21 protein-coding genes are annotated in these 24,814 nt (G+C 32.3%); 14 read left to right on the forward strand and 7 right to left on the reverse strand.

Annotated elements, in window-relative coordinates; all coding sequences use genetic code 11:
• The 9 genes from lip to BTM19_RS08605 all read left to right on the forward strand — a co-directional run.
• Positions 1-1,640 (forward strand): YSIRK-targeted triacylglycerol lipase (gene lip / locus BTM19_RS12965; RefSeq protein ID WP_099265831.1); only part of this gene is annotated, 1,640 nt, incomplete at its 5' end.
• 245 nt (positions 1,641-1,885) lie between these two features.
• Positions 1,886-5,569 (forward strand): nitrate reductase subunit alpha, encoded by a 3,684-nt coding sequence (locus BTM19_RS08570; protein ID WP_029378365.1) that lies wholly within the window; start codon positions 1,886-1,888, stop codon positions 5,567-5,569.
• The gene (narH, locus tag BTM19_RS08575; RefSeq protein ID WP_029378366.1) at positions 5,559-7,127 is read left to right on the forward strand and encodes a nitrate reductase subunit beta; all 1,569 of its coding nucleotides are present in this window, start codon (positions 5,559-5,561) and stop codon (positions 7,125-7,127) included. Before BTM19_RS08570 ends, narH begins: the two co-directional genes overlap by 11 nt.
• Positions 7,120-7,695: a nitrate reductase molybdenum cofactor assembly chaperone gene (gene narJ, locus BTM19_RS08580; protein ID WP_038679068.1), complete on the forward strand. Its 576-nt coding sequence runs from the start codon at positions 7,120-7,122 to the stop codon at positions 7,693-7,695. The genes narH and narJ overlap by 8 nt, the downstream gene beginning before the upstream one ends.
• Positions 7,688-8,365, forward strand: coding sequence for a respiratory nitrate reductase subunit gamma (gene narI, locus BTM19_RS08585; protein WP_042362134.1), 678 nt, complete (start codon positions 7,688-7,690; stop codon positions 8,363-8,365). The genes narJ and narI overlap by 8 nt, the downstream gene beginning before the upstream one ends.
• A gap of 14 nt (positions 8,366-8,379) precedes the next feature.
• The gene (gene nreA, locus BTM19_RS08590) at positions 8,380-8,832 is read left to right on the forward strand and encodes a nitrate respiration regulation accessory nitrate sensor NreA (protein WP_029378369.1); all 453 of its coding nucleotides are present in this window, start codon (positions 8,380-8,382) and stop codon (positions 8,830-8,832) included.
• Between the two features lie 9 nt (positions 8,833-8,841).
• Entirely contained in the window at positions 8,842-9,876 is a 1,035-nt protein-coding gene (locus BTM19_RS08595; RefSeq protein WP_029378370.1) for a sensor histidine kinase, read from the forward strand.
• Positions 9,877-9,896: 20 nt separating this feature from the next.
• Positions 9,897-10,550 carry a nitrate respiration regulation response regulator NreC gene (gene nreC, locus BTM19_RS08600; RefSeq protein ID WP_029378371.1) on the forward strand — a complete coding sequence of 218 codons (654 nt, stop codon included), beginning with the start codon at positions 9,897-9,899 and terminating at the stop codon, positions 10,548-10,550.
• A gap of 380 nt (positions 10,551-10,930) precedes the next feature.
• Positions 10,931-12,097 carry a nitrate/nitrite transporter gene (locus BTM19_RS08605; RefSeq protein WP_038679065.1) on the forward strand — a complete coding sequence of 389 codons (1,167 nt, stop codon included), beginning with the start codon at positions 10,931-10,933 and terminating at the stop codon, positions 12,095-12,097.
• Positions 12,098-12,184: 87 nt separating this feature from the next.
• Here the strand turns inward: BTM19_RS08605 and BTM19_RS08610 are convergent, their stop codons facing one another.
• From BTM19_RS08610 to BTM19_RS08620, 3 genes are all read right to left on the reverse strand, one after another.
• A complete protein-coding gene (locus tag BTM19_RS08610; protein WP_058625535.1) occupies positions 12,185-12,619 on the reverse strand; it encodes an Hsp20/alpha crystallin family protein in 435 nt (144 codons plus the stop codon).
• A gap of 27 nt (positions 12,620-12,646) precedes the next feature.
• Positions 12,647-13,015 (reverse strand): Hsp20 family protein, encoded by a 369-nt coding sequence (locus tag BTM19_RS08615; RefSeq protein ID WP_029378374.1) that lies wholly within the window; start codon positions 13,013-13,015, stop codon positions 12,647-12,649.
• A gap of 227 nt (positions 13,016-13,242) precedes the next feature.
• The gene (locus BTM19_RS08620) at positions 13,243-13,683 is read right to left on the reverse strand and encodes a MarR family winged helix-turn-helix transcriptional regulator (RefSeq protein WP_029378375.1); all 441 of its coding nucleotides are present in this window, start codon (positions 13,681-13,683) and stop codon (positions 13,243-13,245) included.
• Positions 13,684-14,069: 386 nt separating this feature from the next.
• On the opposite strand from BTM19_RS08620, the gene BTM19_RS08625 reads away from it, so the two are divergent.
• Positions 14,070-14,429, forward strand: coding sequence for a DUF3139 domain-containing protein (locus BTM19_RS08625; RefSeq protein ID WP_080661267.1), 360 nt, complete (start codon positions 14,070-14,072; stop codon positions 14,427-14,429).
• A 136-nt stretch (positions 14,430-14,565) separates the two neighbouring features.
• Here BTM19_RS08625 and BTM19_RS08630 read toward each other — a convergent pair whose 3' ends face one another.
• Positions 14,566-14,913, reverse strand: a complete 348-nt coding sequence (locus tag BTM19_RS08630; protein WP_058625534.1) for a DUF4889 domain-containing protein — start codon at positions 14,911-14,913, stop codon at positions 14,566-14,568.
• Positions 14,914-15,066: 153 nt separating this feature from the next.
• Positions 15,067-17,166: an AraC family transcriptional regulator Rsp gene (rsp, locus tag BTM19_RS08635; RefSeq protein ID WP_029378378.1), complete on the reverse strand. Its 2,100-nt coding sequence runs from the start codon at positions 17,164-17,166 to the stop codon at positions 15,067-15,069.
• Positions 17,167-17,394: 228 nt separating this feature from the next.
• Here rsp and BTM19_RS08640 point away from each other — a divergent pair, with 228 nt between their 5' ends.
• Both BTM19_RS08640 and BTM19_RS08645 read left to right on the forward strand, forming a co-directional pair.
• Positions 17,395-17,970: a peptidoglycan recognition protein family protein gene (locus tag BTM19_RS08640; RefSeq protein ID WP_058625533.1), complete on the forward strand. Its 576-nt coding sequence runs from the start codon at positions 17,395-17,397 to the stop codon at positions 17,968-17,970.
• Positions 17,971-18,096: 126 nt separating this feature from the next.
• A complete protein-coding gene (locus BTM19_RS08645; protein WP_058625532.1) occupies positions 18,097-19,539 on the forward strand; it encodes a sucrose-specific PTS transporter subunit IIBC in 1,443 nt (480 codons plus the stop codon).
• 215 nt (positions 19,540-19,754) lie between these two features.
• Here the strand turns inward: BTM19_RS08645 and BTM19_RS08650 are convergent, their stop codons facing one another.
• Positions 19,755-20,693, reverse strand: a complete 939-nt coding sequence (locus tag BTM19_RS08650) for a magnesium transporter CorA family protein (protein WP_058625531.1) — start codon at positions 20,691-20,693, stop codon at positions 19,755-19,757.
• Between the two features lie 29 nt (positions 20,694-20,722).
• Positions 20,723-21,328: a TetR/AcrR family transcriptional regulator gene (locus BTM19_RS08655; RefSeq protein ID WP_029378382.1), complete on the reverse strand. Its 606-nt coding sequence runs from the start codon at positions 21,326-21,328 to the stop codon at positions 20,723-20,725.
• A gap of 156 nt (positions 21,329-21,484) precedes the next feature.
• Between BTM19_RS08655 and BTM19_RS08660 the strand changes: the two genes are divergently transcribed.
• Together BTM19_RS08660 and BTM19_RS08665 are read left to right on the forward strand one after the other, a co-directional pair.
• Positions 21,485-22,774, forward strand: a complete 1,290-nt coding sequence (locus tag BTM19_RS08660; protein ID WP_058625530.1) for a YhgE/Pip domain-containing protein — start codon at positions 21,485-21,487, stop codon at positions 22,772-22,774.
• A gap of 370 nt (positions 22,775-23,144) precedes the next feature.
• Positions 23,145-24,809, forward strand: coding sequence for a Na/Pi cotransporter family protein (locus BTM19_RS08665; RefSeq protein ID WP_029378384.1), 1,665 nt, complete (start codon positions 23,145-23,147; stop codon positions 24,807-24,809).
• The last annotated feature ends 5 nt before the right edge of the window (positions 24,810-24,814 follow it).

Below are 24,814 nucleotides of genomic sequence, written 5' to 3' on the forward strand. Positions count from 1 at the left end.
CAAATAAAGCAGAAGCAGAAAAAGCAGAAGAAGCTCCAAATAAAGCAGAAGCAGAAAAAGTAGAAGAAGCTCCAAATAAAGCAGAAGCAGAAAAAGTAGAAAAAGCCTCGAATAAAGCAGAAGCAGAAAAAGCAAAAGAAGCTCCAAATAAAGCAGAAGCAGAAAAAGTAGAAGAAGCTCCAAATAAAGCAGAAGCAGAAAAAGCAGAAGAAACTCCGAATAAAACAGAAACAGCTCAAACAGACATTGAAAATAAAAATGAAGAAAACAGCAATGAACAAAAGGTAAAAAATTTAAAAACAAAAAATGGTTTTAATCCAAATAAAAATGAAGTGAAACAAGAATCTAAAAATAATCCGACAAAAGTAAAAGATTTAGAAGGCAATAAACAAGCTACAACACGTAATCGTTCTAAAGTGCAACAAACTGAGGTCGAAACTTTATTAAATACAGCTAAAAAAGCAGAACAAGGTGTACATGTAAATAAATATCCAATTATATTGGTACATGGTTTCTTAGGGTTAATGGATGGTAATAAACCAGATTTGTATCCAACTTATTGGGGTGGAAAGAAATATAAAGTGAAGGAAGCATTAGAAAAAGCAGGTTATGAAGTATACGAAGCGAGCATAAGTGCAGTTGGTAGTAATTATGGTCGTGCTGTAGAGTTATATCACTTCATTAAAGGTGGTCAGGTAGATTATGGTGCGGCACATGCTGCAAAATACGGGCACAATAGATATGGTAAAACATATAAAGGCGTGATGCCTAATTGGGAACCAGGTCAGAAAGTACATTTAATTGGTCACAGTATGGGCGGACAAACAATTCGTTTACTTGAGCAATTTTTAAGATTTGGGAATCCAGAAGAAATTAAATATCATGAACAACATGGTGGTACAATATCTCCATTATTCGAAGGACAAAAAGATAACATGATTTCATCAATTACGACATTGGCAACGCCCCATAAAGGTTCTCAGGCTGCTGACAATTTAGCAAATAAAGATTTTATAAAAAATATATTAAACAATGTAGCAAAATTAGGTAATAATAAAATAACCAAAATTGATTTTGGACTTTCACAATGGGGTTTCGAACAACAGCCTAATGAAACGTATATAGAATATGTAAAGCGATTGAGAGATAGTCCAATTTGGAATACAGAAGATAACGCAGCTAGAGATTTAACAACATTTGGTGCTGAGGATTTGAACTTAAAGACATCAGTTAACCCTAATATTGTCTACACATCTTTTGCAGGACAAGCTACTCATAAAAATAGTTTAGGTCATCACGCACCTAACATTGGTTTGTTTGGACTGTTGAATTTAACAAGTAACTTGATAGGCAAAGATTCTAGAGAGGATTGGCAAGAAAATGATGGTGTGGTAGCAGTAACTTCTGCTTTAAGTCCAACTGGACAACCCGCTAAAAAAGTACAAGATTTAACGCAAGCTACTGAAAAAGGAGTTTGGCAGGTTATGCCAATTAAAAATGATTGGGACCATGTCGATTTCTTGGGGTTAGATAATCTCGATAGAAAACGTACAGGACAAGAACTTGAAGCATTTTATACTGGAATTATTGATCATTTGATGCGCATAGAGTCACGTGAAAAACAAGTAGTTGCCGTATAAAAAAGAAAATTGACGTTCAAATTTTAATTAAAGCTTTCTTTACTTGTAATGATGGTAATCATTATGACGAGTAGAGGGAGCTTTTTTATGCTCAAAATTTATTAGGGGATTCTTTTAGCTAAATAGGTAAATCCCTAATGTTTAGACTTTGTGAAAAAATGTACAATGATTATAAGAATTAAAGAAATACAAAATTTGTGAATGCTATATAAATTATACATGAATGATGTGAGAGGATGTATAAAATGAAAAAATTTGGATTGCAATTCTTTAAACCAACAGAAAAATTTAATGGTGATTGGTCAATCTTAGAAAGTAAAAGTCGTGAATGGGAAAAAATGTATAGAGAACGTTGGAGTCATGACAAAGTAATAAGAACGACACATGGTGTGAACTGTACAGGATCTTGTTCTTGGAAAGTATTTGTGAAAAATGGTGTGATCACTTGGGAAAACCAACAAACAGATTACCCTAGTTGTGGACCAGACTTACCTGAATTTGAGCCACGTGGGTGTCCTCGAGGCGCGTCGTTTTCTTGGTATGAATACAGTCCTTTACGCATCCGATATCCTTATATTCGTGGTAAGTTATGGGAGTTGTGGACAGAAGCATTAGAAACGCATCAAAACAATACGATAGCTGCTTGGGCGTCGATTGTTGAAAATGATGAAAAAGCTAAAATATATAAACAAGCAAGAGGTAAGGGTGGATTAGTAAGAACGAATTGGAAAGATGTTTCAAAACTCATTTCAGCTCAAATTATATATACAATTAAGAAATATGGTCCAGACAGATTGGCTGGTTTTACGCCGATCCCAGCTATGTCGATGCTAAGTTATGCTTCTGGTGCACGTTTTATGAGTTTATTAGGTGGAGAAATGTTGAGCTTTTATGATTGGTATGCTGATTTACCACCTGCTTCTCCACAAATATGGGGTGAACAAACTGATGTACCAGAATCTAGTGATTGGTACAACGCATCTTATATTATGATGTGGGGATCTAATGTTCCATTAACAAGGACACCAGATGCGCATTTTATGACAGAAGTTCGCTATAAAGGCACAAAGGTAGTATCAGTTGCCCCTGATTATGCAGAAAATGTTAAATTTGCTGATAATTGGTTAGCTCCGCATCCAGGCACAGATGCTGCAGTCGCACAGGCGATGACGCATGTTATTTTACAAGAACATTATGTAAATCAACCAAATGACTATTTTATTAATTATGCAAAACAATATACTGACATGCCATTTGTCCTAATGTTAGATGAAGATAATAACGGCTTGAAAGCTGGGCGTTTCTTACGTGCGCAGGATTTAGGTCAACACACTGAAAATGGCGACTGGAAACCTGTGATTTTTGATAAATTAGCAAAACAATTAACAGTTCCAAATGGCACGATGGGTCAGCGTTGGGAAGATGGCAAACAATGGAACCTAAAATTAGAAAATGAAGAAGGTCAGCAAATTGACCCAGCAATGAGTTTTGCGGAAGATGACTATGAATTAAAGCATATACAATTTCCATTCTTTAACAATGAAGGTAACGGTATATTTGAGCGTCCTATTGCTGTACAAAAGGTTAAATTAGCAAATGGTGAAGAGAAATATATTACCACTGTATTTGACCTAATGACGAGCCAGTATGGTGTGAAACGTTTCAATCATGAACTTGAGGCATCAGGATATGATGATGCAGCATCATATTACACACCGGCATGGCAAGAAAAAATAACTGGAGTTAAACAAAATGTTGTGACCCAAGTTGGTAGAGAGTTTGCGCAAAATGCAATTGATACCAATGGTCGTTCAATGATTATCATGGGAGCTGGTATTAATCATTGGTTTAATTCCGACACGATTTATCGCTCTATTTTGAATCTAGTATTATTATGTGGATGTCAAGGTGTAAACGGCGGTGGATGGGCACACTATGTTGGACAAGAAAAATGTCGCCCTATCGAAGGATGGAATACGATTGCCTTTGCTAAAGACTGGCAAGCACCACCTCGATTACAAAATGGAACAAGTTGGTTTTACTTCGCAACAGACCAATGGAAATATGAAGAATCAAATATCGATAGCTTGAAATCTCCATTGGCAGAAAATATTAAACATCAACATCCTGCTGATTACAATGTCTTAGCTGCTAGATGTGGTTGGTTACCATCTTATCCTCAATTTGATAGAAACAGTTTATCTTTTGGTGAAGAAGCCAAAGACGCTGGAGAATTTAATAATGAAGCAATCATGAAACGTGCGATTGAGTCCGTGAAGTCTAGAGAAACGAAATTTGCAATTGAAGATCCAGATTCAAAACAGAATCATCCAAAAACATTATTCCTTTGGCGCTCTAATTTAATATCAAGTTCTGCTAAAGGACAAGAATACTTTATGAAACACTTACTTGGTGCTAAATCAGGGTTATTAGCTGAGCCAAACGAAGAGGTGAAGCCAGAGGAAATTAAATGGAGAGAAGATACAGAAGGTAAACTGGATTTACTTGTATCCCTAGATTTTAGAATGACATCCACACCATTGTATTCAGATATTGTTTTACCTGCTGCAACTTGGTATGAAAAGCACGATTTGTCATCGACAGATATGCACCCATTTGTACATCCGTTTAATCCGGCGATAGATCCATTATGGGAATCACGTTCAGATTGGGATATTTTTAAAACATTGAGTAAAGAAATATCAGAAATGGCAAAAATACATCTAAAAGGTGTTTATAAAGATGTTGTTACAGCACCACTTGCACACGATTCAAAACAAGAAATCTCTAATGTTAATGGCATAATTAAAGACTGGACGAAAGGTGAAATTGAAGCAATACCTGGGAAAACAATGCCAGGTTTTGCAGTAGTCGATAGAGATTATACTAAAATATTTGATAAATACGTTACGGTAGGACCTTTATTAGAAAAAGCTAAAATAGGGGCTCATGGCGTAAGTTTCTCAGTAGCAGAACAATATGAAGAGTTAAAAAGCATGGTTGGAACATGGAATGAAGAGGTCGAGGATTCCATAAAAAATGATAGACCGAGATTAGATACTGCAAGACGAGCTGCAGACGTTGTATTAAATCTGTCTTCAGCTACAAATGGTAAGTTATCGCAAAAATCTTATGAAGATTTAGAACAACAAACAGGTATGCCGTTGAAAGATATTTCAAGTGAACGCGCATCAGAAAAAATTTCATTTTTAAATATAACTGCTCAACCCCGAGAAGTCATTCCAACAGCTGTGTTCCCGGGATCAAATAAGAATGGTAAACGTTATTCACCATTTACTACTAATATAGAACGTTTAGTTCCATTTAGAACATTAACGGGACGACAAAGTTATTATGTTGACCATGAAGTGTTCCAACAATTCGGTGAAAGTTTACCCGTGTATAAACCAACTTTACCGCCAATGGTATTCGGTACGAGAGACAAGAAGGTAACAGGAGATGAAAGTACGCTTGTCTTGCGCTATTTAACACCACATGGCAAATGGAATATCCACTCAACTTATCAAGATAATCAACACATGTTGACTTTATTTAGAGGTGGTCCAACTGTATGGCTTTCCAATGAGGATGCAGAGAGACACGAAATCAAAGATAATGACTGGTTAGAAATATATAACCGCAATGGTGTTGTAACAGCAAGAGCAGTAGTATCTCATAGAATGCCAAGAGGAACGATGTTTATGTATCACGCTCAAGATAAACATATTGAAACACCAGGATCACAAATTACAGACACAAGAGGTGGTTCACATAATGCGCCAACACGTATTCATTTAAAACCAACACAACTTGTTGGAGGTTATGCACAAATTAGTTATCACTTTAACTACTATGGTCCAATAGGGAATCAAAGAGATGTTTATGTAGCAGTGAGAAAGCTGAAGGAGGTTGACTGGCTTGAAGATTAAAGCGCAAATTGCAATGGTGTTAAATTTAGACAAATGTATAGGTTGCCACACATGTAGTGTTACTTGTAAGAGTACGTGGACTAACCGTCCTGGTGCAGAATATATGTGGTTTAACAACGTAGAAACAAAGCCTGGTATTGGTTATCCGAAACAATGGGAAGATCAAGAGCAATATAAGGGCGGTTGGTATTTAAATAAAAAAGGTAAATTAGAACTGAAATCAGGCAGTAAGTTATCGAAAATTGCTTTAGGGAAAATATTTTACAATCCTAATATGCCAGTGATTAAAGATTACTATGAGCCGTGGACATATAATTATGAAAATCTTACAACTGCTAAAGCGGGGAATCATTCCCCGGTAGCTACAGCACATTCATTGATTTCAGGTGATAAATTAAATTTAGAATGGGGACCAAACTGGGAAGATGATTTGGCAGGTGGTCATGTTACTGGACCAGAAGATCCAAATATTAAACGTATTGAAGAAGATATTAAATTTCAATTTGATCAAACATTTATGATGTATTTACCAAGATTATGTGAACATTGTTTGAATCCAAGTTGTGTAGCATCATGTCCATCTGGAGCAATGTATAAACGTGACGAAGATGGTATTGTACTTGTAGACCAGGAGGCTTGTCGTGGTTGGAGATATTGTATGACAGGTTGCCCTTACAAAAAAGTTTATTTTAACTGGAAAACAAATAAAGCAGAGAAATGTACATTCTGCTTCCCTCGTATTGAGGCGGGGATGCCGACAGTATGTTCAGAAACGTGCACGGGCAGAATGCGTTATTTAGGCGTATTACTTTATGACGCTGATAGAGTAGAAGAAGCTGCTACAGCTGAAAATGAGCAAGAATTATATGAAAAACAATTGAATTTATTTTTGAATCCTTATGATGAAGCTATTATAGAGCAAGCGCAAAAAGATGGCGTCTCATTAGAATGGATAGAAGCTGCTCAAAATTCTCCAGTTTATAAATTAGCCATTGAATATAAATTGGCATTCCCTTTACATCCAGAATATCGCACGATGCCAATGGTATGGTATTGTCCACCACTCAGTCCAATTATGAGTTATTTTGAAGGGCAAACTGCAGCAAAGGCGAATAGAAATCCTGATATGATTTTTCCAGCAATCGAAGAAATGAGGTTACCAATTCAATATTTGGCTAACTTATTCACAGCAGGTGATACTGAACCAGTGAAATCTGCATTACAACGCATGGCAATGATGAGAAGTTACATGCGCTCACAAGTAACAAATAAAGCATTTGATGTAGATAGATTATCAAGACTTGGGTTATCAGAAAGACAAACTAAAGATATGTATCGATTATTGGCAATTGCTAAACATGAGGACCGTTTTGTAATACCTACATCACACAAAGAAGTATATATGGACACATATCGTGCACAAGGTAGCGAAGGATATGGAGGAGAATACTTCGGCTCAAATTGTGAAGGATGCGGTGTACCTGTAACTACTTCTTCTGGAAAATCAGGACAAGAAATCTATAATGATAATTTCTATGGAGGGATTTTCCGTGATTAATTTAGTGCAGTTTAATAAACATCAAGAGGTACTTGGATACTTTGCCCAGCAATTATTATTTCCAGATAAGCTGACATTGCACCCTAAAACGTTTGAAGAAGTTATTCATATGGAACACCCGGCGTACCAAGATTTAATTCAGTACCGTGAACAAATGTATGAATTAAGTTTATTGCAAATAAAGCAATTGTATTCCGATACATTTGATTTTAATAAAACTGCGCCACTCTATATGACATATAATAAGTTTGATACTCAAAAGGAACGAGGGCAATTATTAGCTAAATTAAAAGTATTATACGAAATGTTTGGATTGAAAATGGCAGATAATGAACTATCTGATTTTCTTCCATTAATGCTTGAATTTTTATATATTGCACAGTGGAAAAACGATCCACGAGCAAAAGGGAACATTGAATTTGTTATTATGATTATTGAAGATGGTACGTATGCGATGGCAAATCAATTGGCAGAGCAAAATAGTCCTTATTATTTCTTGATAAAAGGGCTAAGAGAGACATTAAAAGCTTGTATAGAGCCTGTAAATGAGGTGAAGCAACATGTTTAATCAATTCTTATGGGTGATTATGCCCTATTTATGTATAGCTATATTTTTTCTTGGACATCTTGTTAGATTTAAGTTTGATGAATTTTCTTGGACTGCAAAATCTAGTGAATTTATAGAAAAGAAACAACTTAAATGGGGCAGTTTGATGTTTCATTTGGGTATTATACCTGTAGCGATGGGACATATAGTAGGCTTGCTTATTCCTGCTTCTTGGCTAACAGCAGTAGGTGTAAGTGATCATTTATACCACATTGGCGCTGTTTATATTGGAAGTGTTTTTGGTATAATAACACTGATTGGTATGTTGTTATTAACTGCACGACGAGTAACTAAAAAAAATATTAGAAGACTAAGTTCAGCATCTGATATTATTGTTAATTTCTTATTATTAGCAATTGTTTTTATGGGATGCTATGCAACGCTTGTAACTAACGCAATGACACCATCATTTGATTACAGAGAGACAATATCAGTTTGGTTTAGACAATTATTTATATTTTCTCCAGATGCTAATTTGATGTTACAAGTGCCACTAGCTTTTAAAACACATATACTTTTAGGTTTTATTATTATGGCATTCTGGCCGTTTACTAGACTCGTTCATGTATGGAGTGTACCACTCACATATGCAAGTCGCAGTTATATTATTTATCGTAAACATAAAGTTTGAATGGAGGCGGTAAGTTGAATGCATTATCGTTAAGAGAAAGTATTAATTACCAATCAATATTAGACTCAATTCGAATCGAAGAAGGATTTGATTTTGCTGCAATAGCATTTTATGAGCAAGAAAGTGATATTTCACCAATTAAATGGTGTTATGCCTCTGGAAATTTGAATAATCGTTATAAATTGATCGTACTTCGCAAAGGAAAAGGATTAGCAGGTAATGTAATGAAGACGGGGAAACGTATGGTGATAGAAAATGTAGCACAATTATTATCCTCACAGGAACAACACAAATATCCTATAGTTCTTTGTGAGTTATTAACGGCGATGGTTGCAATACCATTATGGTATGAAAAGAAAGTTTATGGTGTTTTACTATTAGGTCAGCGCAATCAACAACCCTTGCCCAAAACATATAAAAACATATCACTTAAAAATAAATTGGGCATATTTAATGAAGAAGACTAGGTGATTATAATGGAAAGCAATCAACAACTAGATATGGAATCATTGTTAATGCAATATTTTAATAAAACGAGTGAAAAAATTGTATTTGTTGATAATCATGGTCAAGTGATTGCAATGAACCAAGCAGCAAGTGATATTATCTCATTGGATAATGATTATGAGGTCATGACTAATGTCATATGTAACCATTGCGATGGTTATACTAATGAATTTGATTTACAATCTTGTAGACATTGCTTTTTAGAAGTAGAAAATGTTGGGAATACAAGCTTTCAGGTGTTTATGAAAACGACACGTGGTACAGTTGAGCCTTTTGCAGCTACTTATCAAACAATCGATGAATCCAAAGGAATTAAAGCGTTCACGTTACAAAATGTGTCGCCTCAAATAGAAAGACATGACAAGATGTATCAACGAAAAATGATGCAAAAAACAATCTCTGCTCAAGAAAACGAAAGAAAACGGATATCTAGAGAATTACATGACAGTGTAGTACAAGAAATGTTAAATATAGATGTTGAATTAAGACTTTTAAAATATCAACAAGACATAGAGCAGTTAGTTAATGGTTCTAAGCGCATAGAAGGATTGATGTCTAAATTAATTGATGATATACGTAATTTATCTGTAGAACTCAGACCATCTTCATTAGATGACTTAGGATTAGATGCAGCCTTTAAGACATATTTTAAACAGGTAGAAGTGAATTATGGTATCAATATAATCTATCAATCTAATTTAACGATGCGTAGGTTTGATAATGAAATTGAAACGGTAGTCTATAGAATAGTACAAGAAGCTTTGTTTAACGCTATTAAATATGCGAACGTAGATACAATTGAAGTTGAAGTACAAGTTAGCCACGGTAAACTAATTGCAGAAATTATAGACAGAGGCAATGGATTTATAAAGACAGACCAGCCAAAGGGAACTGGCTTGGGACTTTATGGTATGAACGAGCGTGCAGAACTTGTAAATGCTGAGATAAATATAGATACTCAAATTGGTAGAGGCACAATTGTTACATTAGAAGTTCCAATATAGGGGATAAGGAGACATTAATTTTGAGAATAGTTATCGCGGATGATCATGCAGTTGTGCGTACTGGATTTACAATGATATTAAATTATCAAGAAGATATGGAAGTCGTCGGGACTGCAGCCGATGGTGTGGAAGCGTATCAAAAAGTGATGAAATACAAGCCAGATGTACTTATTATGGACTTAAGTATGCCGCCTGGTGAGTCAGGGCTTATAGCAACAAGTAAAATTACAGAAAGTTTTCCAGATACCAAAATACTAATACTAACAATGTATGATGACGAAGAATATTTATTTCACGTATTAAGAAATGGTGCTAAAGGATATATTTTGAAAAATGCCCCAGATGAACAATTGATACTGGCAATTAGAACAGTATTTAAAGGTGAAACATATGTTGATATGAAATTGACGACATCGCTAGTCAATGAATTCGTGAATAATTCAGGTAATGATAAGCAAACCACAACGGATCCTTATAAAATTTTATCAAAGCGTGAAATAGAGATATTACCTTTAATAGCAAAAGGTTATGGGAATAAAGATATCGCTGAGAAATTATTTGTTTCTGTAAAAACAGTAGAGGCACATAAAACACATATCATGCAAAAATTAGAATTAAAATCAAAGCCGGAATTAGTAGAATATGCCATGAAGAAAAAATTGATTGATTTTTAAAGTAGTACTTATACAAAAGAGCTAACTTAATTGCCTAAAATGAGCAGGCTTAAGTTAGCTCTTTTTTTGTTGTTTAGAATTTATTAAATTAAAGGTGAAACTGGAGAAGAGCTAAACTTCAAATTATGTTTCTTGTGTAAGCTTCATTAAATGAAGTAGGGAAATTCCACTATTTGTTAAGGGATAATCCTTATGTTCATTTTTTCACAAAGATTTTATAATTAGATTGTGGCCGGTATTCTGCTAATAGAAACGTTTATACTTACTCATACTACACTGGTGCTGATGTTTATGATTACTACATAGAAATACAGCACTTCAACTATATGCAAATACTGGCCTGAATTATCAAAATAATTATAAAATTGAAGGTGAAATGAATGAACAAAGCAAGTGGTAGTTTTCAACTAACATTGCAGTCTTTAAGCCTTGTTGTAGGGTTCATGGCATGGAGCATTATTGCGCCGCTAATGCCTTTTATCTCTCAGGATGTACATATAACAAGCAGTCAACTTTCTATTATTTTAGCTATTCCTGTTATATTAGGTTCTATTTTAAGAGTACCGTTTGGTTATTTAACAAATATTATTGGTGCGAAATGGGTATTCTTTTGTAGTTTTATTATATTATTATTTCCGATTTATTTTTTAAGTCATGCACAATCACCTAAGATGTTAATGATATCAGGTTTCTTTCTTGGCGTAGGTGGTGCTGTATTTTCAGTAGGTGTAACATCTATTCCTAAGTATTTTCCAAAAGATCGCGTAGGATTAGCAAACGGTATATATGGGATGGGGAATATAGGAACTGCAATTTCTTCATTCTTAGCACCTCCGATAGCTGGTATCATAGGTTGGCAATCAACAGTTAGAGGTTATCTAATCGTCATAGTACTTTTTGCAATTTTTATGTTTTTGTTAGGGGACAGTAAAGAACCTAAAATTAAAGTACCATTAGTAAAACAATATAAAATATTGATAAAAGATTTAAGGTTATATTATTTATCACTTTGGTATTTTATTACATTTGGTTCATTCGTAGCTTTTGGATTATTTTTGCCTAATTTCTTAGTACAAAATTTCGGTATTAATGAAGTTGATGCGGGTATAAGAGCAGGGGTGTTTATCGCATTAGCTACTTTCCTAAGACCGTTAGGTGGTGTATTAGGAGATAAGTTTAATGCTGTAACTTTACTAATCTGTGATTTTTTATTAATGATTACAGGTGCGATTACGTTAGGTCTATCAAGTCATATTTTATTATTTACAATAGGATGTTTACTAATTAGCATGTGCGCTGGCCTCGGTAATGGTTTAATATTTAAGCTTGTACCAACTTATTTTGGAAAAGAGGCTGGATCAGCTAACGGCATTGTTTCGATGATGGGCGGCTTAGGTGGTTTCTTCCCTCCATTAGTCATAGCATTTATAACGAGTCTTACTGGAACAAGCCATTTCTCTTTTATCTTATTAGCTATATTTGGCGTGATTGCTTTAATTACTATGATTCATATTATGAAACGTGAAAAATTAAATCCGACATTATAAAAAAAACTGTAGTTAGATAACCAATCTAACTACAGCTTTTTTTAATTTATCTTATAAAGATTATCAGTAGTCAATAAAGTGACTATATTAATCTATTTGAATATTTGATGCTGAGTGTTCTTCTTGTTCTTTTTTAGGTAGTGTTACGTTTAACACACCATTTTCAAACGATGCTTTAATAGCAGTTTCATCTATATTATCAAAAGGATATTGACGTTTAACATCGCTATAAGTTCGTTCTTGATGAAGGATGCGACCATCTTCATCTTGTTCTTTAGTGTCGTTTGATTGCTTACCTTCAATTGTTAGAGTGTCGTTTTCAAATTGTAAACTAATATTTTCTTTTTTTAAACCAGGGAGTTCAGCTTCAATTATGAAGGCATGATCGAACTCTCTTACATCTGATTTAATGCTTGAAGTTTCAGGAAAATTTCCAAAAAATTGACGTCCAAAATCTCTGAACAACTCAGTTGGATCACCTTCAAAAAATGGATTGTTATACGGTTTTTTATCAAAAGCCATTATACATCTCTCCTTAAATTTTCAAATTTAGTCGATTGAAATTTGTGTTTTTGTTTGCTTGATTGGTAATTTTATCGTTAAGATGCCGTCATTCATAGTTGCTTTTATTTTATTTGTATCTATATGTTTAAAGATAAACTGTCTGCTTTGCTGATTAGAATTGCGTTCATTAATTAAATAAGAACCTTGTTGTTCTAAATTAGATGCACGTTTTGCTAGTATAGTTAATGTTTTATGTTCAAAATTAATAGTAATATCATCTTTTTGATAACCAGGAAGTTCAGCTTCAACTGTATAACTATCTTGTGCTTGGTATACAGTTACTTTGAAATCGTGATGGTCTGAGACTAAACTTTCTAATAAATCTTTAGTAAGATTGTTAGTACTTTGTATCATCTCTATTCACCTCTCCTTGTATCTTACAAATATAGTATAATATATTAGTCAAAGAAAGTCAAAGTCAAACTAAATAGAAATAAAAAGTCTAACCATTAGTTTAATTGAGTTAGTGTCATTGGTGGGGTGGGGACATAGTGAAAAAAAGATTTAAGTAAGAGGAAAGTAAAGTCAAAAATTAAAACATGAAAACTAGAACTTCTAACTTTAACTTTACCTCTAACAGATTAAATATCTTTAGAAAAATGTTTGTTAACGAAGTGTTGTAATGTTTCTTTTAGATTAATAGCTTCATCCATATCCATATCGAATTCGCTAAATACACGTTTTGATACTTTAGAGAGTGGCTCTTTAACATTTGCACCTTTTTCAGTAAGTGCAATTTGTAGATTACGCTCATCATCAATTTCACGTGTTCTAGTTACATAGCCTTTTTTCTCAAGTTTTTTAAGTAAAGGTGTAAGTGTCCCTGAATCTAAATAAACACGTTCGCCAAGTGTTTTAATATTGAGTTTTTCATCTACTTTAATCGCTAGTAGCACAATATAGCCTGTGTATGTTAAATCAAATTCTTTTAAGTAAGACGTATACTTCTTAATGATCTCTTTAGAAGACACATAAAAAAGAAAGCATAGTTGTCTTTCTAAGTAGCTGTCTTTTTCCTCCATTTAATCACCCCTTTTGAAATTTAACCTTATTATGAACTATGGTTGTTGTCAAGGAACAGTTGTGCACCTCTTTCTACTATGGAAATAATATTTGTCGATGTTTAGTTAACTAGAAACTATATAGTGAAAAAGTACTGTAATTTATAGTGCCTTTTAAACTAATGAAGTGTGCTTTTAGAAAATGGAAAATGATGTTATATGAGAAATTAATTTAAGGAGATTTTGTTACAAAAAGTCTATATGACTTTATAAATTATTTGTAATCAGTCATACTAATAATATTATGTATTTTATTATATGATAACAGTGTAATAAAGGGTTAATGAGCGGCATAACAACACATCTATCAGTTAGAAAGTTATCGTTTTAACTAAAGGAGATTAATGATGAAAACATTTTTGAAAATCATGGGTCTATTAGTGTTGTCTCTGATTATTGCTATTGTATTTTTCTTTGGCATGAGAACATATCAGGGGCACAAAAATTTAGAATTAGTAGATCATTATATGGATGAACAAAATTTAACTGAAAAAATTGAATCTGAGAAAACATTGTATAGTGCTAAAAAAGGTTTATATTATAAGCAAGTTAAATTTAAAGATGATTCAGAACATACGTATACAGTGCAACCAATTAGTACATTTAAAGGTATTTTAGTACAAGGTTTTGATAGTGAAACTAATAAAAATATCAAAGATGCTAAACATAACGAATTTAAGCAAGATTATAAGCCAAAAGAGAAGTAGGCATACTTTATTAATAAATGAGGAGAGGCTAAGACAATTAATTTGTCCTTGCCTCTCCTCATTTTTATATTATATATTATCATGTAATTAGAGAAGTGCATGTTTGAGTTTTTGCATAGTGACTATTGTACAAATATTACATACCTTTCATTTCGCCCATGTCGTGGATTTTCATCATTAAACCATGAGGAATATCATCATGATCAACAACTTCCATTTTACTAAAGGAACCATCGCCTTCAGCTTTAATCAACTTAACAAAATCTCCTTTTTTAGGTGAAAACCCTGATTCAGCCGGTAACTTAACATCTTTTTCTATTTTATGATCTTTTTCACTGATAATTTTATCGGCAGTTGTTTCATTTTTCATATAGCCATAATAAGTTTCTTTTTGACCACTAGACAACATCATAATAATCAATACAATAGCAACAATTAACATTATTGCACTTATAGTAATTGCGAACGCTTTACTGTTTTTCAAAGTATCATACTCCTTTATATCTATTTTCTTCTGTTATATCTAAAATATTTAATTTATGCAATTGAAAGTACCAATCATCATTTAGTTAAAGTATCTTAATACAATTTAAAACTTGTTAAGTTTGTCGCAATTGCAATTTTAAATTATGAAGATTTAAGACGGTAATATTCGAATATATTTTAGTTCATCATGATGCAATATAAAGTCTAAGCTATTTTTAAATTGCGTAAACTGTCTAATTTCTGCTTTTGGTATAGTGGATTGTTCAATATATCGTAATAAGGATCTTTCAATATATATGTCGTTGAATGAAGGTGGTAAAGCATAGTCAATAAATCCGTGTTCTCGGTTCAATGTCTGTATAAACAATGTGATTTTTGAATTTAATATAGGTTGTTTTAATGAAAGATTAAGTACTTCTTTTGGAGAAGTACGATGATTTACAGAATTAAATAAGAGTAAATGAATTTCTTCTTTTTCTTTTAGCATAATAAAGTTTTTATGAATAGAAATTGGCTTGCCAATAAAAGGTCTAATGAATTGATATATATACATTAAGGGTTCATAAATTCCATGGCTATTCATCAGAGCTACATCAGCTTTCTCTTTACGTATTAATTCGTAGCCAACACCACAACCTCTCTCTAACAAGATAAGAATATGACACATTAAATCAGATATTTCCAAAGGATGGCTTTCTTCATAAAACTTGAAGCAGTGCTTAGTAAGTTTTGTATATACAAACTTTGATGTATCAATATGTGATGCTTTGATTACTTTATTAAAGTAATCATAATAACTCATCGAATTATTAAAACCTTCACCTTTTTTATTTAATAGATTTCGGACTTGTACTTGTTCTATATCAATAAAATGATAATTAAAATTAAACCTTTGGAGTAATGTAAAAGCATTTTTTAAAGAATTAACCTGATTAATTACACCTTCGATGGTAATAGCCATTTTTATATTAAAGTTCAGATTTTTTATTTTAATATATAAACGATTAACATCGTTTAATGATAAATGAGATGTATCAAAGAGAATTAGGAAATTATAATTGTGTTGATGTTTTACATACTTTGGTTTGAATTTTAAAAATTGTAAGATCAAGCTTTCAATAAAATCAAACTGTGATATAGACTTTATTCTGATTGCAATGCCGATATAATCAGAGAATAGCGAATCAATAAAATCAATCATACCAGTAAGACTTAAATTTTCTAAAGAGAGATTCCTAAGATTATTAATCAATACGTAGGCATCAGTTAAATCTTTAAAACTAAATTTAGAATTAAAGTCAGACTGAATAATATCCATTAGATTATCTATGTGAATAAAGATAGTAGTGGGTTTTGCCAAATCCTTAAAATCTAATTGCTTGGCATCAATTCGTAATTGATTCGATGAAACAGGCTTTTCTTTAGTTATCAGATCAATTTGAGGTTTGAATCGATTCAAATTATTATTGATAAGTACGATGTTGTTTTGTTGTGAAGCATGTACTGATTTTCTGAATTCATTAGGTGTCATATTTAAGAAATATTTAAACTGATGAATATAATTTGAATAATGATTGAATCCATAATACTCGGATATATGGTAAATAGCGTGTTTCGTTTGAATAAGATCAGCGAGTGACAAAGCGATTTTTAGACTGGTGATATAATGTTTAAAACTAATACCTAAATATTTCTTAAACAATATAGAAATATAAGGCGCAGAAATATAAAATGTACTCGAAACATCTTTGGATGAAAGTGGTTGAGTAACATGAGCTTTTATAAACTCAGTTATATCATTTAGTAAGGTGTTTTCTGTGCATATAGATGGGATATAAGTATAGTCATGTACTATTTTTGCTTCCTTATTAATTATCGTTATAATTTCATCAAGTAAAGGTGATTCAATAGGTCCGCATTTGCTCAACTGTTGAATCATCGTTAAAATTTGAAATTTAAGATATTCATTTGAATTTAACAATTTATAATTATAGTAAAAATTGAAGAAACTTTTGATTGTTTTTGTGAATTGTTGAATGGGGATACTCAATTCTACTACTTGTTCAGCATCTGAAATATGATATAAATCATTGTGGTTTATGATAATAATATGATTTTCTGCAGATAATTGATATCCATTTAGGGTAACATCTAGCTTATTATTTAATGAAAATAAAAGTATGACTTGATGTATACACCGTTGTGTATGAGTATTTAGAAATTCATGAATACACAAAGTTGTACTTTTCATAGTAAAGGCAACTCCTGATAATAATTTAAAGTGGTATATTGTTTAAAATACATTATATTACAAAAAGTTATGAATTTTAATGCTTTAAATATAAATAATTTTTAATATTATAAAGAGGTTAGGTGTTAAAAATTAAATTTTGGGCAATGTATTTTGAGTAAAAGATAATTTTTTCTGAGAAATCAACTTAAAATTTCATATTGTTCGGTTTGTCGCGGAGGTTTTAAAATGCAACATATTTATTCTGAATTTTACAATCAAGAATCTAAAATCACGAAATTAAAACCAGAAGTATTAGGTATCGTGTTACATGACGATGCAGAAAATAATAGTGCAGAGGATTATATTGTCTGGCTACAGCAAAGGATAGATAATAATGAATTGGAAAAAGGATGGGCGTGTGTGTATGTTAATAAGCAAACATGTTATTGGTTTCATCCATCTCAATATGTAGAATGGCACTGTGGTAATGCTTTTGCGAATGATCATTATATTGGTATAGAACGTTGCCAATCAAAAATTAACGGGATATTGACTGATGAACAATTTGGGGAGAATGAAGAAGCAAGTTATTGGATTGCAGCCTTACTATTGAAAAAGTACCAGTTACCTGTAAATAGAGAGACAGTGAAACTACATAAAATGTTTTTTGATACGGAATGTCCTGCAAGGGCGTGGTCAATTCATTTGAATAATGCACCTACAAATGAAGAAAATATAAAAATGTTACAAGACTATTTTATCGACAAGATTAAGTATCATTACTTCAATATAAAAGAAAGTGATATGTTAGCAGTTGACTAAATCTTAAAACTTTAAATATAGTCACAAAGAATATACAAAAAGAGGATTGCGTTATTTATTGGAACCGATTACAATATGATTATAGAGTTTTTGGTACCGGTTCCATTAATTGAAGGAGGTTATATAATGAATTATAAAAAGTCTGCAGAAAATATATTGCAAGCGCTTGGTGGGGAAGATAATGTTGAAGCAATGACACATTGTGCAACGCGCTTGAGACTTGTATTAAAGGATGAAGGCTTGGTTGATGAAAAAGCGTTAGGGGACATGGATGTTGTAAAAGGAACGTTTTCAACTGGGGGACAATACCAGGTTATCATTGGTTCTGGTACGGTAAATAAAGTATTTAGTGAATTAGAAAATATTACCGGCAAAGAAGCATCTTCGGTGTCAGAGGTGAAAACGCAAGGCACTAAAAACATGAATCCTTTTCAAAGGTTTGTGAAAATGCTCTCAGATATTTTTGTTCCAATCATACCAGCAATTGTAGCTGGTGGTTTGCTCATGGGTATCAATAATATATTAACTGCACCAGGTATTTTTTATGATAATCAATCATTAATAGAAGTACAAAATCAGTTTAGTGGCTTAGCTGAAATGATTAATATTTTTGCTAATGCCCCATTTACATTATTGCCTATACTAATTGGTTTTAGTGCTGCAAAACGATTTGGAGGCAATGCATACCTTGGAGCGGCGCTTGGAATGATATTGGTTCATCCAGAATTGATGAGTGCTTATGATTATCCTAAAGCATTAGAAGCGGGAAAAGAGATTCCTCATTGGAACTTATTCGGTCTCGAAATTAATCAAGTAGGGTACCAAGGTCAAGTCTTACCAATGCTAGTAGCTACATATATTCTTGCAACAATTGAAAAAGGACTAAGGAAAGTTATACCAACAGTATTAGATAATTTATTAACACCTTTATTAGCAATATTATCAACTGGCTTTATAACATTTTCATTTGTTGGTCCATTAACACGTACTTTAGGGTATTGGCTATCAGACGGTTTAACGTGGCTATATGAATTTGGTGGTGCTATCGGTGGGCTTATATTTGGTTTGTTATATGCGCCAATCGTTATTACAGGTATGCATCATAGTTTTATTGCTATTGAAACGCAACTTATCGCTGACAGTTCATCAACGGGTGGTTCATTTATATTCCCTATTGCAACAATGTCTAATATTGCACAAGGAGCGGCTGCCCTTGCAGCGTTCTTTATTATAAAAGAAAATAAAAAATTAAAAGGCGTAGCCTCTGCTGCAGGTGTATCAGCTCTATTAGGTATTACAGAACCAGCAATGTTTGGCGTGAACTTGAAGCTAAGATATCCATTTATAGGGGCAATCGTAGGTTCAGGTATTGGTTCTGCCTATATAGCATTCTTTAAGGTTAAAGCTATTGCATTAGGTACTGCAGGTATACCAGGATTTATATCTATTAGTGGTCAAAATAATGGTTGGTTACATTATGGTATAGCAATGATTATTGCATTTATCGTAGCTTTTGGCGTAACATACGCTTTGTCATATAGAAAGAAATATAGAAGCATAGTAGTATAAAAGTATATTAAGGTTGAGGGTATTACAAAATTTATATTCTCAAAATAAAAGACTAATCCTTATGAGAATGGATTAGTCTTTTTTATATTTATGCATACTTCTAGTGAGATAAGTCGATCCTATAGTCTTTCATTCACACTATTTTCACGAGTTTAAGTACGTTTTTAAAAAATTATAGAGATTTTGTACGAGTTAATAAGCGTTTTTAATCTAATTCACAACTTTTGTTTGCGCCATAAAAATGCGCCTACGATGGTCACGATAATTAGAGAAATGCCAATCACAATGAGCCATGAAATATAACTATGGTCATCAATAGGTAAGGGGACATTCATACCGAAAAAACTAAATACTAACGTTGGCAAAGTTAAAAATACAGTGAAAAGCGTTAATGTTTTCATCGTATTATTCATCTCATTTGATAGTAATGATGCGTATGAAGTAGTAATACTTTCTAATATATCTGTATAAAGTCTCGTCGTTTCTAAGGCTTGATTATTTTCGATTAATAAGTCCTCTAAAATGTCTTCATCTTCATCAAAGCGTTTCATAGCAGGTAAACGGAATAATTTTTTTACTATGCTTTCATTACCTTTAAGTGCAGCTAAAAAATAAACTAAACTTTTTTCTACTTCCATTAAATTATAAAGTTGTTTATTTGTGACGTTATTCTTTAAGTCACGTTCAATACGTACACGTGTTTTATTCAGCAATCTCAAATTTCTGTTGTAATGATTTGTAATTGTTAACAATATGTTTAATGCAAAACGACTATGAAAGCGTAAGTTTATATTCTGACGCGCAAAGTTTTCTAAGAATTCATTTTCAACATTACATATAGTAATGATTTTTTTATTTCCAATAATAATTCCTAAAGGAATAGTAATAAATGACAATACTTTTGAATTAGTGTCATTAATAATAGGCAAATCTAATATAATTAATGAATAATGCGAATCTTCATCATATTCAACACGCGCACTTTCTTCTCTATCTAGTGGATCGCGTATGAAATCTTCAGGAACGTCATAGCGATCTATAAGCATTTCGATTTCCTCCCAGTTGGGATCAACGACATTAACCCATGAAGCTGTGTGATCCAGTTCAGATTCGATTACTTTATCTGTTTGTGAATGTTTATATGCAGTTATCATGATAATTTGGGGTCCTTTCTTCAGAAGTGTTATTTATATTGTTCTTTTGCCATTAGACGTAATGGACCGTTAAATATAATTTTGAATAAATGATCGGCAACAATATTGGGTTCCATTCTATTATTATCTTGTACCCAATGTTTGATAAAAGAAATCGTCGCACCTGAAACATAACTATGAAAATAATCTATTGGAATGCCTGAAATTTTTTGCTTATTGCTAATAATTTTAACCATATTAGCGTACATAAGCTCTGAAATTTTATCTTCAAGCTGACTCTTTCTATCTAACTTAAAAATAACTAAGTAAAAATCGATATCTTTTTGTATATGAAGAATGATATTTTTAAGAATTTTTTTCGAAAAATTTTTAGCGAAATCTTCTAAATTTGAGTCTTGCATAACTAATTTAGAAGTACCTATTTCATCAGCTAAACTAGCGAGAATCTCATCTTCCAGGTCTGAAAGTAAAATATATTTATCTTCGTAGTGTAAATAGAAAGTCCCTCGGTTAACATCTGCAAGCGTTGTTATATCTTGTATCGTTATCCGTTCTAGTTCTTTTTCTGCTAATAATTTTATAAAAGCTTGTTTTATTGCATTTTTAGTTTTTCTGACACGACGATCTTCTACCATTTTGTTCAACTCCTTAATCTTTAATAGACAAACCATGTTTATTTGTTGATAAACAAACAAAATGAGGTTTATTGCATATTGCTTATTGAATTATGCTTATTATAATAAACAAAGTGGTTATTAATCAACACGGTGTTCAAAAAGAGGGTCAATCATATGAATATATTTAAAAATAAATTACTTTGGATAGCACCCATAGTAATTCTAATCATCTTGGCCATATTTTCAATAGCATTTTATCCAGCTTATAATCCTAAACCAAAAGCTTTACCAATTGCTATAGTTAATCAAGATGAAGGTACATCTATTCAAAATAATGACATTAACATTGGTGAAAAATTAGAAGATAAACTATTAAACAGTGATTCTGATACTATAAAATGGGGTGAAGTAGATAATGAAAAAGATGCTCGAAAAGGATTAGATGAGCAAAAATATTTTGGTGCAGCTATTTTTGAAAAAGATTTTTCAAAACATGCAATGAGTAAAACTCAAAAAGTAGTAATGGATAGTAAAAAGCAAGAAATGCAAGAGAAAATACAATCAGGTGAAATACCGCCAGATCAGGCTAAAAAAATGCAAAGTCAAATGGCTAAGTCTGGTGCTTCACAAGACATAACTGCCAGTCGAGCAGAATTTAAAACATTGACTAATAGTGGTGCGAATATGCAAGCATCACAAATTTCTTCAAATGTATTAAAAGGTATCGGTGATAATTTAAATGAACAAATAACACAACAAGGTTTAGATACTTTAGAAAAACAGGATGTTAAAGTTAACCCTAGTGATATTCAAGGACTTACAAATCCTGTAAAGGTATCAGATCAAAAGCTTCATAAAGTTAAAGGTCACCAAGGTAATGGAAATGCATCATTCTTAATGTTTATGCCAGTGTGGATTAGTTCAATCGTTGCATCTATTTTGCTATTCTTTGCATTTAGAACTTCAGATAACATTATAATTTCTCACCGTATTATTGCGTCGTTAGGTCAATTGGCTATTGCAGTTGTTACTGCCTTTGTAGGTGGATTTGGTTATGTATACTTTATGTCTAGTGTTCAAGGATTTGACTTCCCTGACATTAATAAAATAGGCCTTTTTGTTTCTATTGCATTATTAGGCTTTATTGGACTTATTTTAGGCGTTATGAGTTGGTTAGGTATGAAATCTATTCCAATATTCTTTATAGCAATGTTCTTTAGTATGCAACTTGTAATGTTCCCTAAACAAATGCTTCCTCAATTTTATCAAGATTATGTTGTGAGTTGGAATCCATTTACTCACTATGGTGAATATTTGAGAGAATTACTTTATATGAATCAACCACTAGAAATGAATACGACTATGTGGATGTTTGTCGGTTTTATTATTTTTGGAGTTATTTCTTCAATAAGTGCCGCAATCATTAGAAAACATAGTGAAAAACGTACAGAAGTTCCTTCATAAGCATATAAAATATAGCACTATTTCTTGTATTGTTATTGATTAAAAGAAAAGATTTTTATTAGCGGGGTTAGCTATCAATTTGATAGCTAACCCCTTTTAATATAAGAAATTTATTAAAATGCTTATATTAAAAGGGGCGTATAAATCATAAATAGTCATTTGTTTGAAAGTTAATTGTTATAAAATAGAATGCTTTTGTTTTTATTAAACTCTGTCATTGCACTGTTTATAAGCATATTGAAAACTAAATGAAATATGATTACATAATTGTTTAGCACATTTTCTATAATTTTAATAAAGAATTAACATTTGCTTAACAAAAATAAGTTATAATTCACATAGTTTACAAATAATTTAAAGAGGTGTGACGATGGATTCTTCTGTAATGGAGATAATTTTCACTTTTATCGGTGGTTTAGGTATATTCTTATACGGAATTAAACAGATGGGCGATGGTTTACAAGCAACTGCTGGCGATCGACTGAGAAGTATATTAAATAAATTTACGAGTAATCCAATCATGGGTGTTTTGGCAGGTATGATTGTTACAATTTTAATTCAAAGTAGTTCAGGGACTACTGTCATTACGATTGGTCTTGTAAGTGCAGGATTTATGACAATGCGACAAGCAATCGGAGTTGTTATGGGAGCGAATATAGGTACCACGGTTACAGCATTTATAATAGGTATTGATATTGGTGCTTATTCACTACCCATCCTAGCTATTGGCGCGTTTTTAATTTTCTTTATTCAGAAAAGAAAAGTTAAAAATATAGGTATGATTTTATTTGGGTTTGGTTCTCTTTTTTATGGTTTAGAGTTGATGAGTGGTGCAGTGAAGCCACTCGCTAATTTAGATGGGTTTAAACAAATCATGTTAGATATGTCATCAAATCCAATATATGGTGTTTTAGCTGGTACATTCTTAACAGTTATCATCCAAAGCTCAAGTGCAACTATTGGTATCTTACAAGGGTTCTTTGCTAATGATTTAATCAGTTTACATGGCGCGCTACCAGTATTACTAGGTGATAATATCGGTACAACGATTACTGCAATACTTGCAAGTTTAGCAGGGTCTCTCGCAGCAAAACGTGTTGCAGCAGTTCATGTCATGTTTAACGTGATAGGTGCAGCAATATTCTTGCTCATCTTACCGTTGTATCAATTAGTTATTGAGTGGATGCAAGGCGCATTGAATTTAAAGCCAGAAATGGTTATTGCATTTGCACACGGTACATTTAATGTAACAAATACTTTAATTCAATTACCATTTATTTTTGTACTGGCTTGGATAGTTACAAAAATTATTCCAGGTGAAGATATCAATGAAAAATACAAACCAAGACATCTTGATAAGAACTTAATTAATAGAGCACCTAACATTGCTCTACAAGAAGCTCAAGATGAAATTCAAAACATTGGTAGAATGACGTTATCCATGTTACAAAAAGTCAATCACTATGATGAAAAAACCGAAAAGGATATTATTCAGAAACATGCAGCAATTGACAATATGTATGATAATGTTAGGCAGTATCTTACTAAAATTTCTGAGAAGAAGTTGTCACAAGATGATGCCGAAAGGATGTCCGTGTTATTCGACGTTAATCGCACGATGTTGAAAGTAGCTGGCTTATCAGAAGCTTATTTATTAGATTTGAAGAAAAAAGATACAGATCCTATCAAAATATCTGATAAAGCTGAACAAAGTATTGAAAAGCTTTACAATCATGTTAATATGTCATTTGAAAAGACAGTTGAAATGTTCAACGTTTATGACAGAGTTAAACGTGATGAAATTGTTAAAATAAGTAATGACTCTTACAAACTAGAACATGATTTAAGGAAGAAACATATTAAGCGTTTAAGTTCAGGTGAGTGTTCACCAGAAGGCGGCTTATTATATCTAGATATGATTGCAATATTAGAGCGAATTGGTTACCATTCTAGAAATATATCAGAATCAATGGTTGATATTGATGAAATAGAATTAGAAGAACATGTGGAAAATCCATTAGGTTGGTCTTACTAAATAAT

It is taken from the genome of Staphylococcus xylosus, assembly GCF_002732165.1.
Lineage (GTDB): Bacteria > Bacillota > Bacilli > Staphylococcales > Staphylococcaceae > Staphylococcus > Staphylococcus xylosus.

Bases quoted from the DNA above. Each gene is read 5' to 3' on its own strand.
- BTM19_RS08620 (WP_029378375.1), bottom strand. From the start codon at position 13,683: ATGGAGGAAAAAGACAGCTACTTAGAAAGACAACTATGCTTTCTTTTT.
- BTM19_RS08660 (WP_058625530.1), top strand. From the start codon at position 21,485: ATGAATATATTTAAAAATAAATTACTTTGGATAGCACCCATAGTAATT.
- BTM19_RS08650 (WP_058625531.1), bottom strand. From the start codon at position 20,693: ATGATAACTGCATATAAACATTCACAAACAGATAAAGTAATCGAATCT.
- BTM19_RS08595 (WP_029378370.1), top strand. From the start codon at position 8,842: ATGGAAAGCAATCAACAACTAGATATGGAATCATTGTTAATGCAATAT.
- BTM19_RS08610 (WP_058625535.1), bottom strand. From the start codon at position 12,619: ATGGCTTTTGATAAAAAACCGTATAACAATCCATTTTTTGAAGGTGAT.
- BTM19_RS08645 (WP_058625532.1), top strand. From the start codon at position 18,097: ATGAATTATAAAAAGTCTGCAGAAAATATATTGCAAGCGCTTGGTGGG.
- BTM19_RS08655 (WP_029378382.1), bottom strand. From the start codon at position 21,328: ATGGTAGAAGATCGTCGTGTCAGAAAAACTAAAAATGCAATAAAACAA.
- BTM19_RS08665 (WP_029378384.1), top strand. From the start codon at position 23,145: ATGGATTCTTCTGTAATGGAGATAATTTTCACTTTTATCGGTGGTTTA.
- rsp (WP_029378378.1), bottom strand. From the start codon at position 17,166: ATGAAAAGTACAACTTTGTGTATTCATGAATTTCTAAATACTCATACA.
- BTM19_RS08625 (WP_080661267.1), top strand. From the start codon at position 14,070: ATGAAAACATTTTTGAAAATCATGGGTCTATTAGTGTTGTCTCTGATT.
- narI (WP_042362134.1), top strand. From the start codon at position 7,688: ATGTTTAATCAATTCTTATGGGTGATTATGCCCTATTTATGTATAGCT.
- BTM19_RS08640 (WP_058625533.1), top strand. From the start codon at position 17,395: ATGCAACATATTTATTCTGAATTTTACAATCAAGAATCTAAAATCACG.
- BTM19_RS08605 (WP_038679065.1), top strand. From the start codon at position 10,931: ATGAACAAAGCAAGTGGTAGTTTTCAACTAACATTGCAGTCTTTAAGC.
- BTM19_RS08615 (WP_029378374.1), bottom strand. From the start codon at position 13,015: ATGATACAAAGTACTAACAATCTTACTAAAGATTTATTAGAAAGTTTA.
- BTM19_RS08570 (WP_029378365.1), top strand. From the start codon at position 1,886: ATGAAAAAATTTGGATTGCAATTCTTTAAACCAACAGAAAAATTTAAT.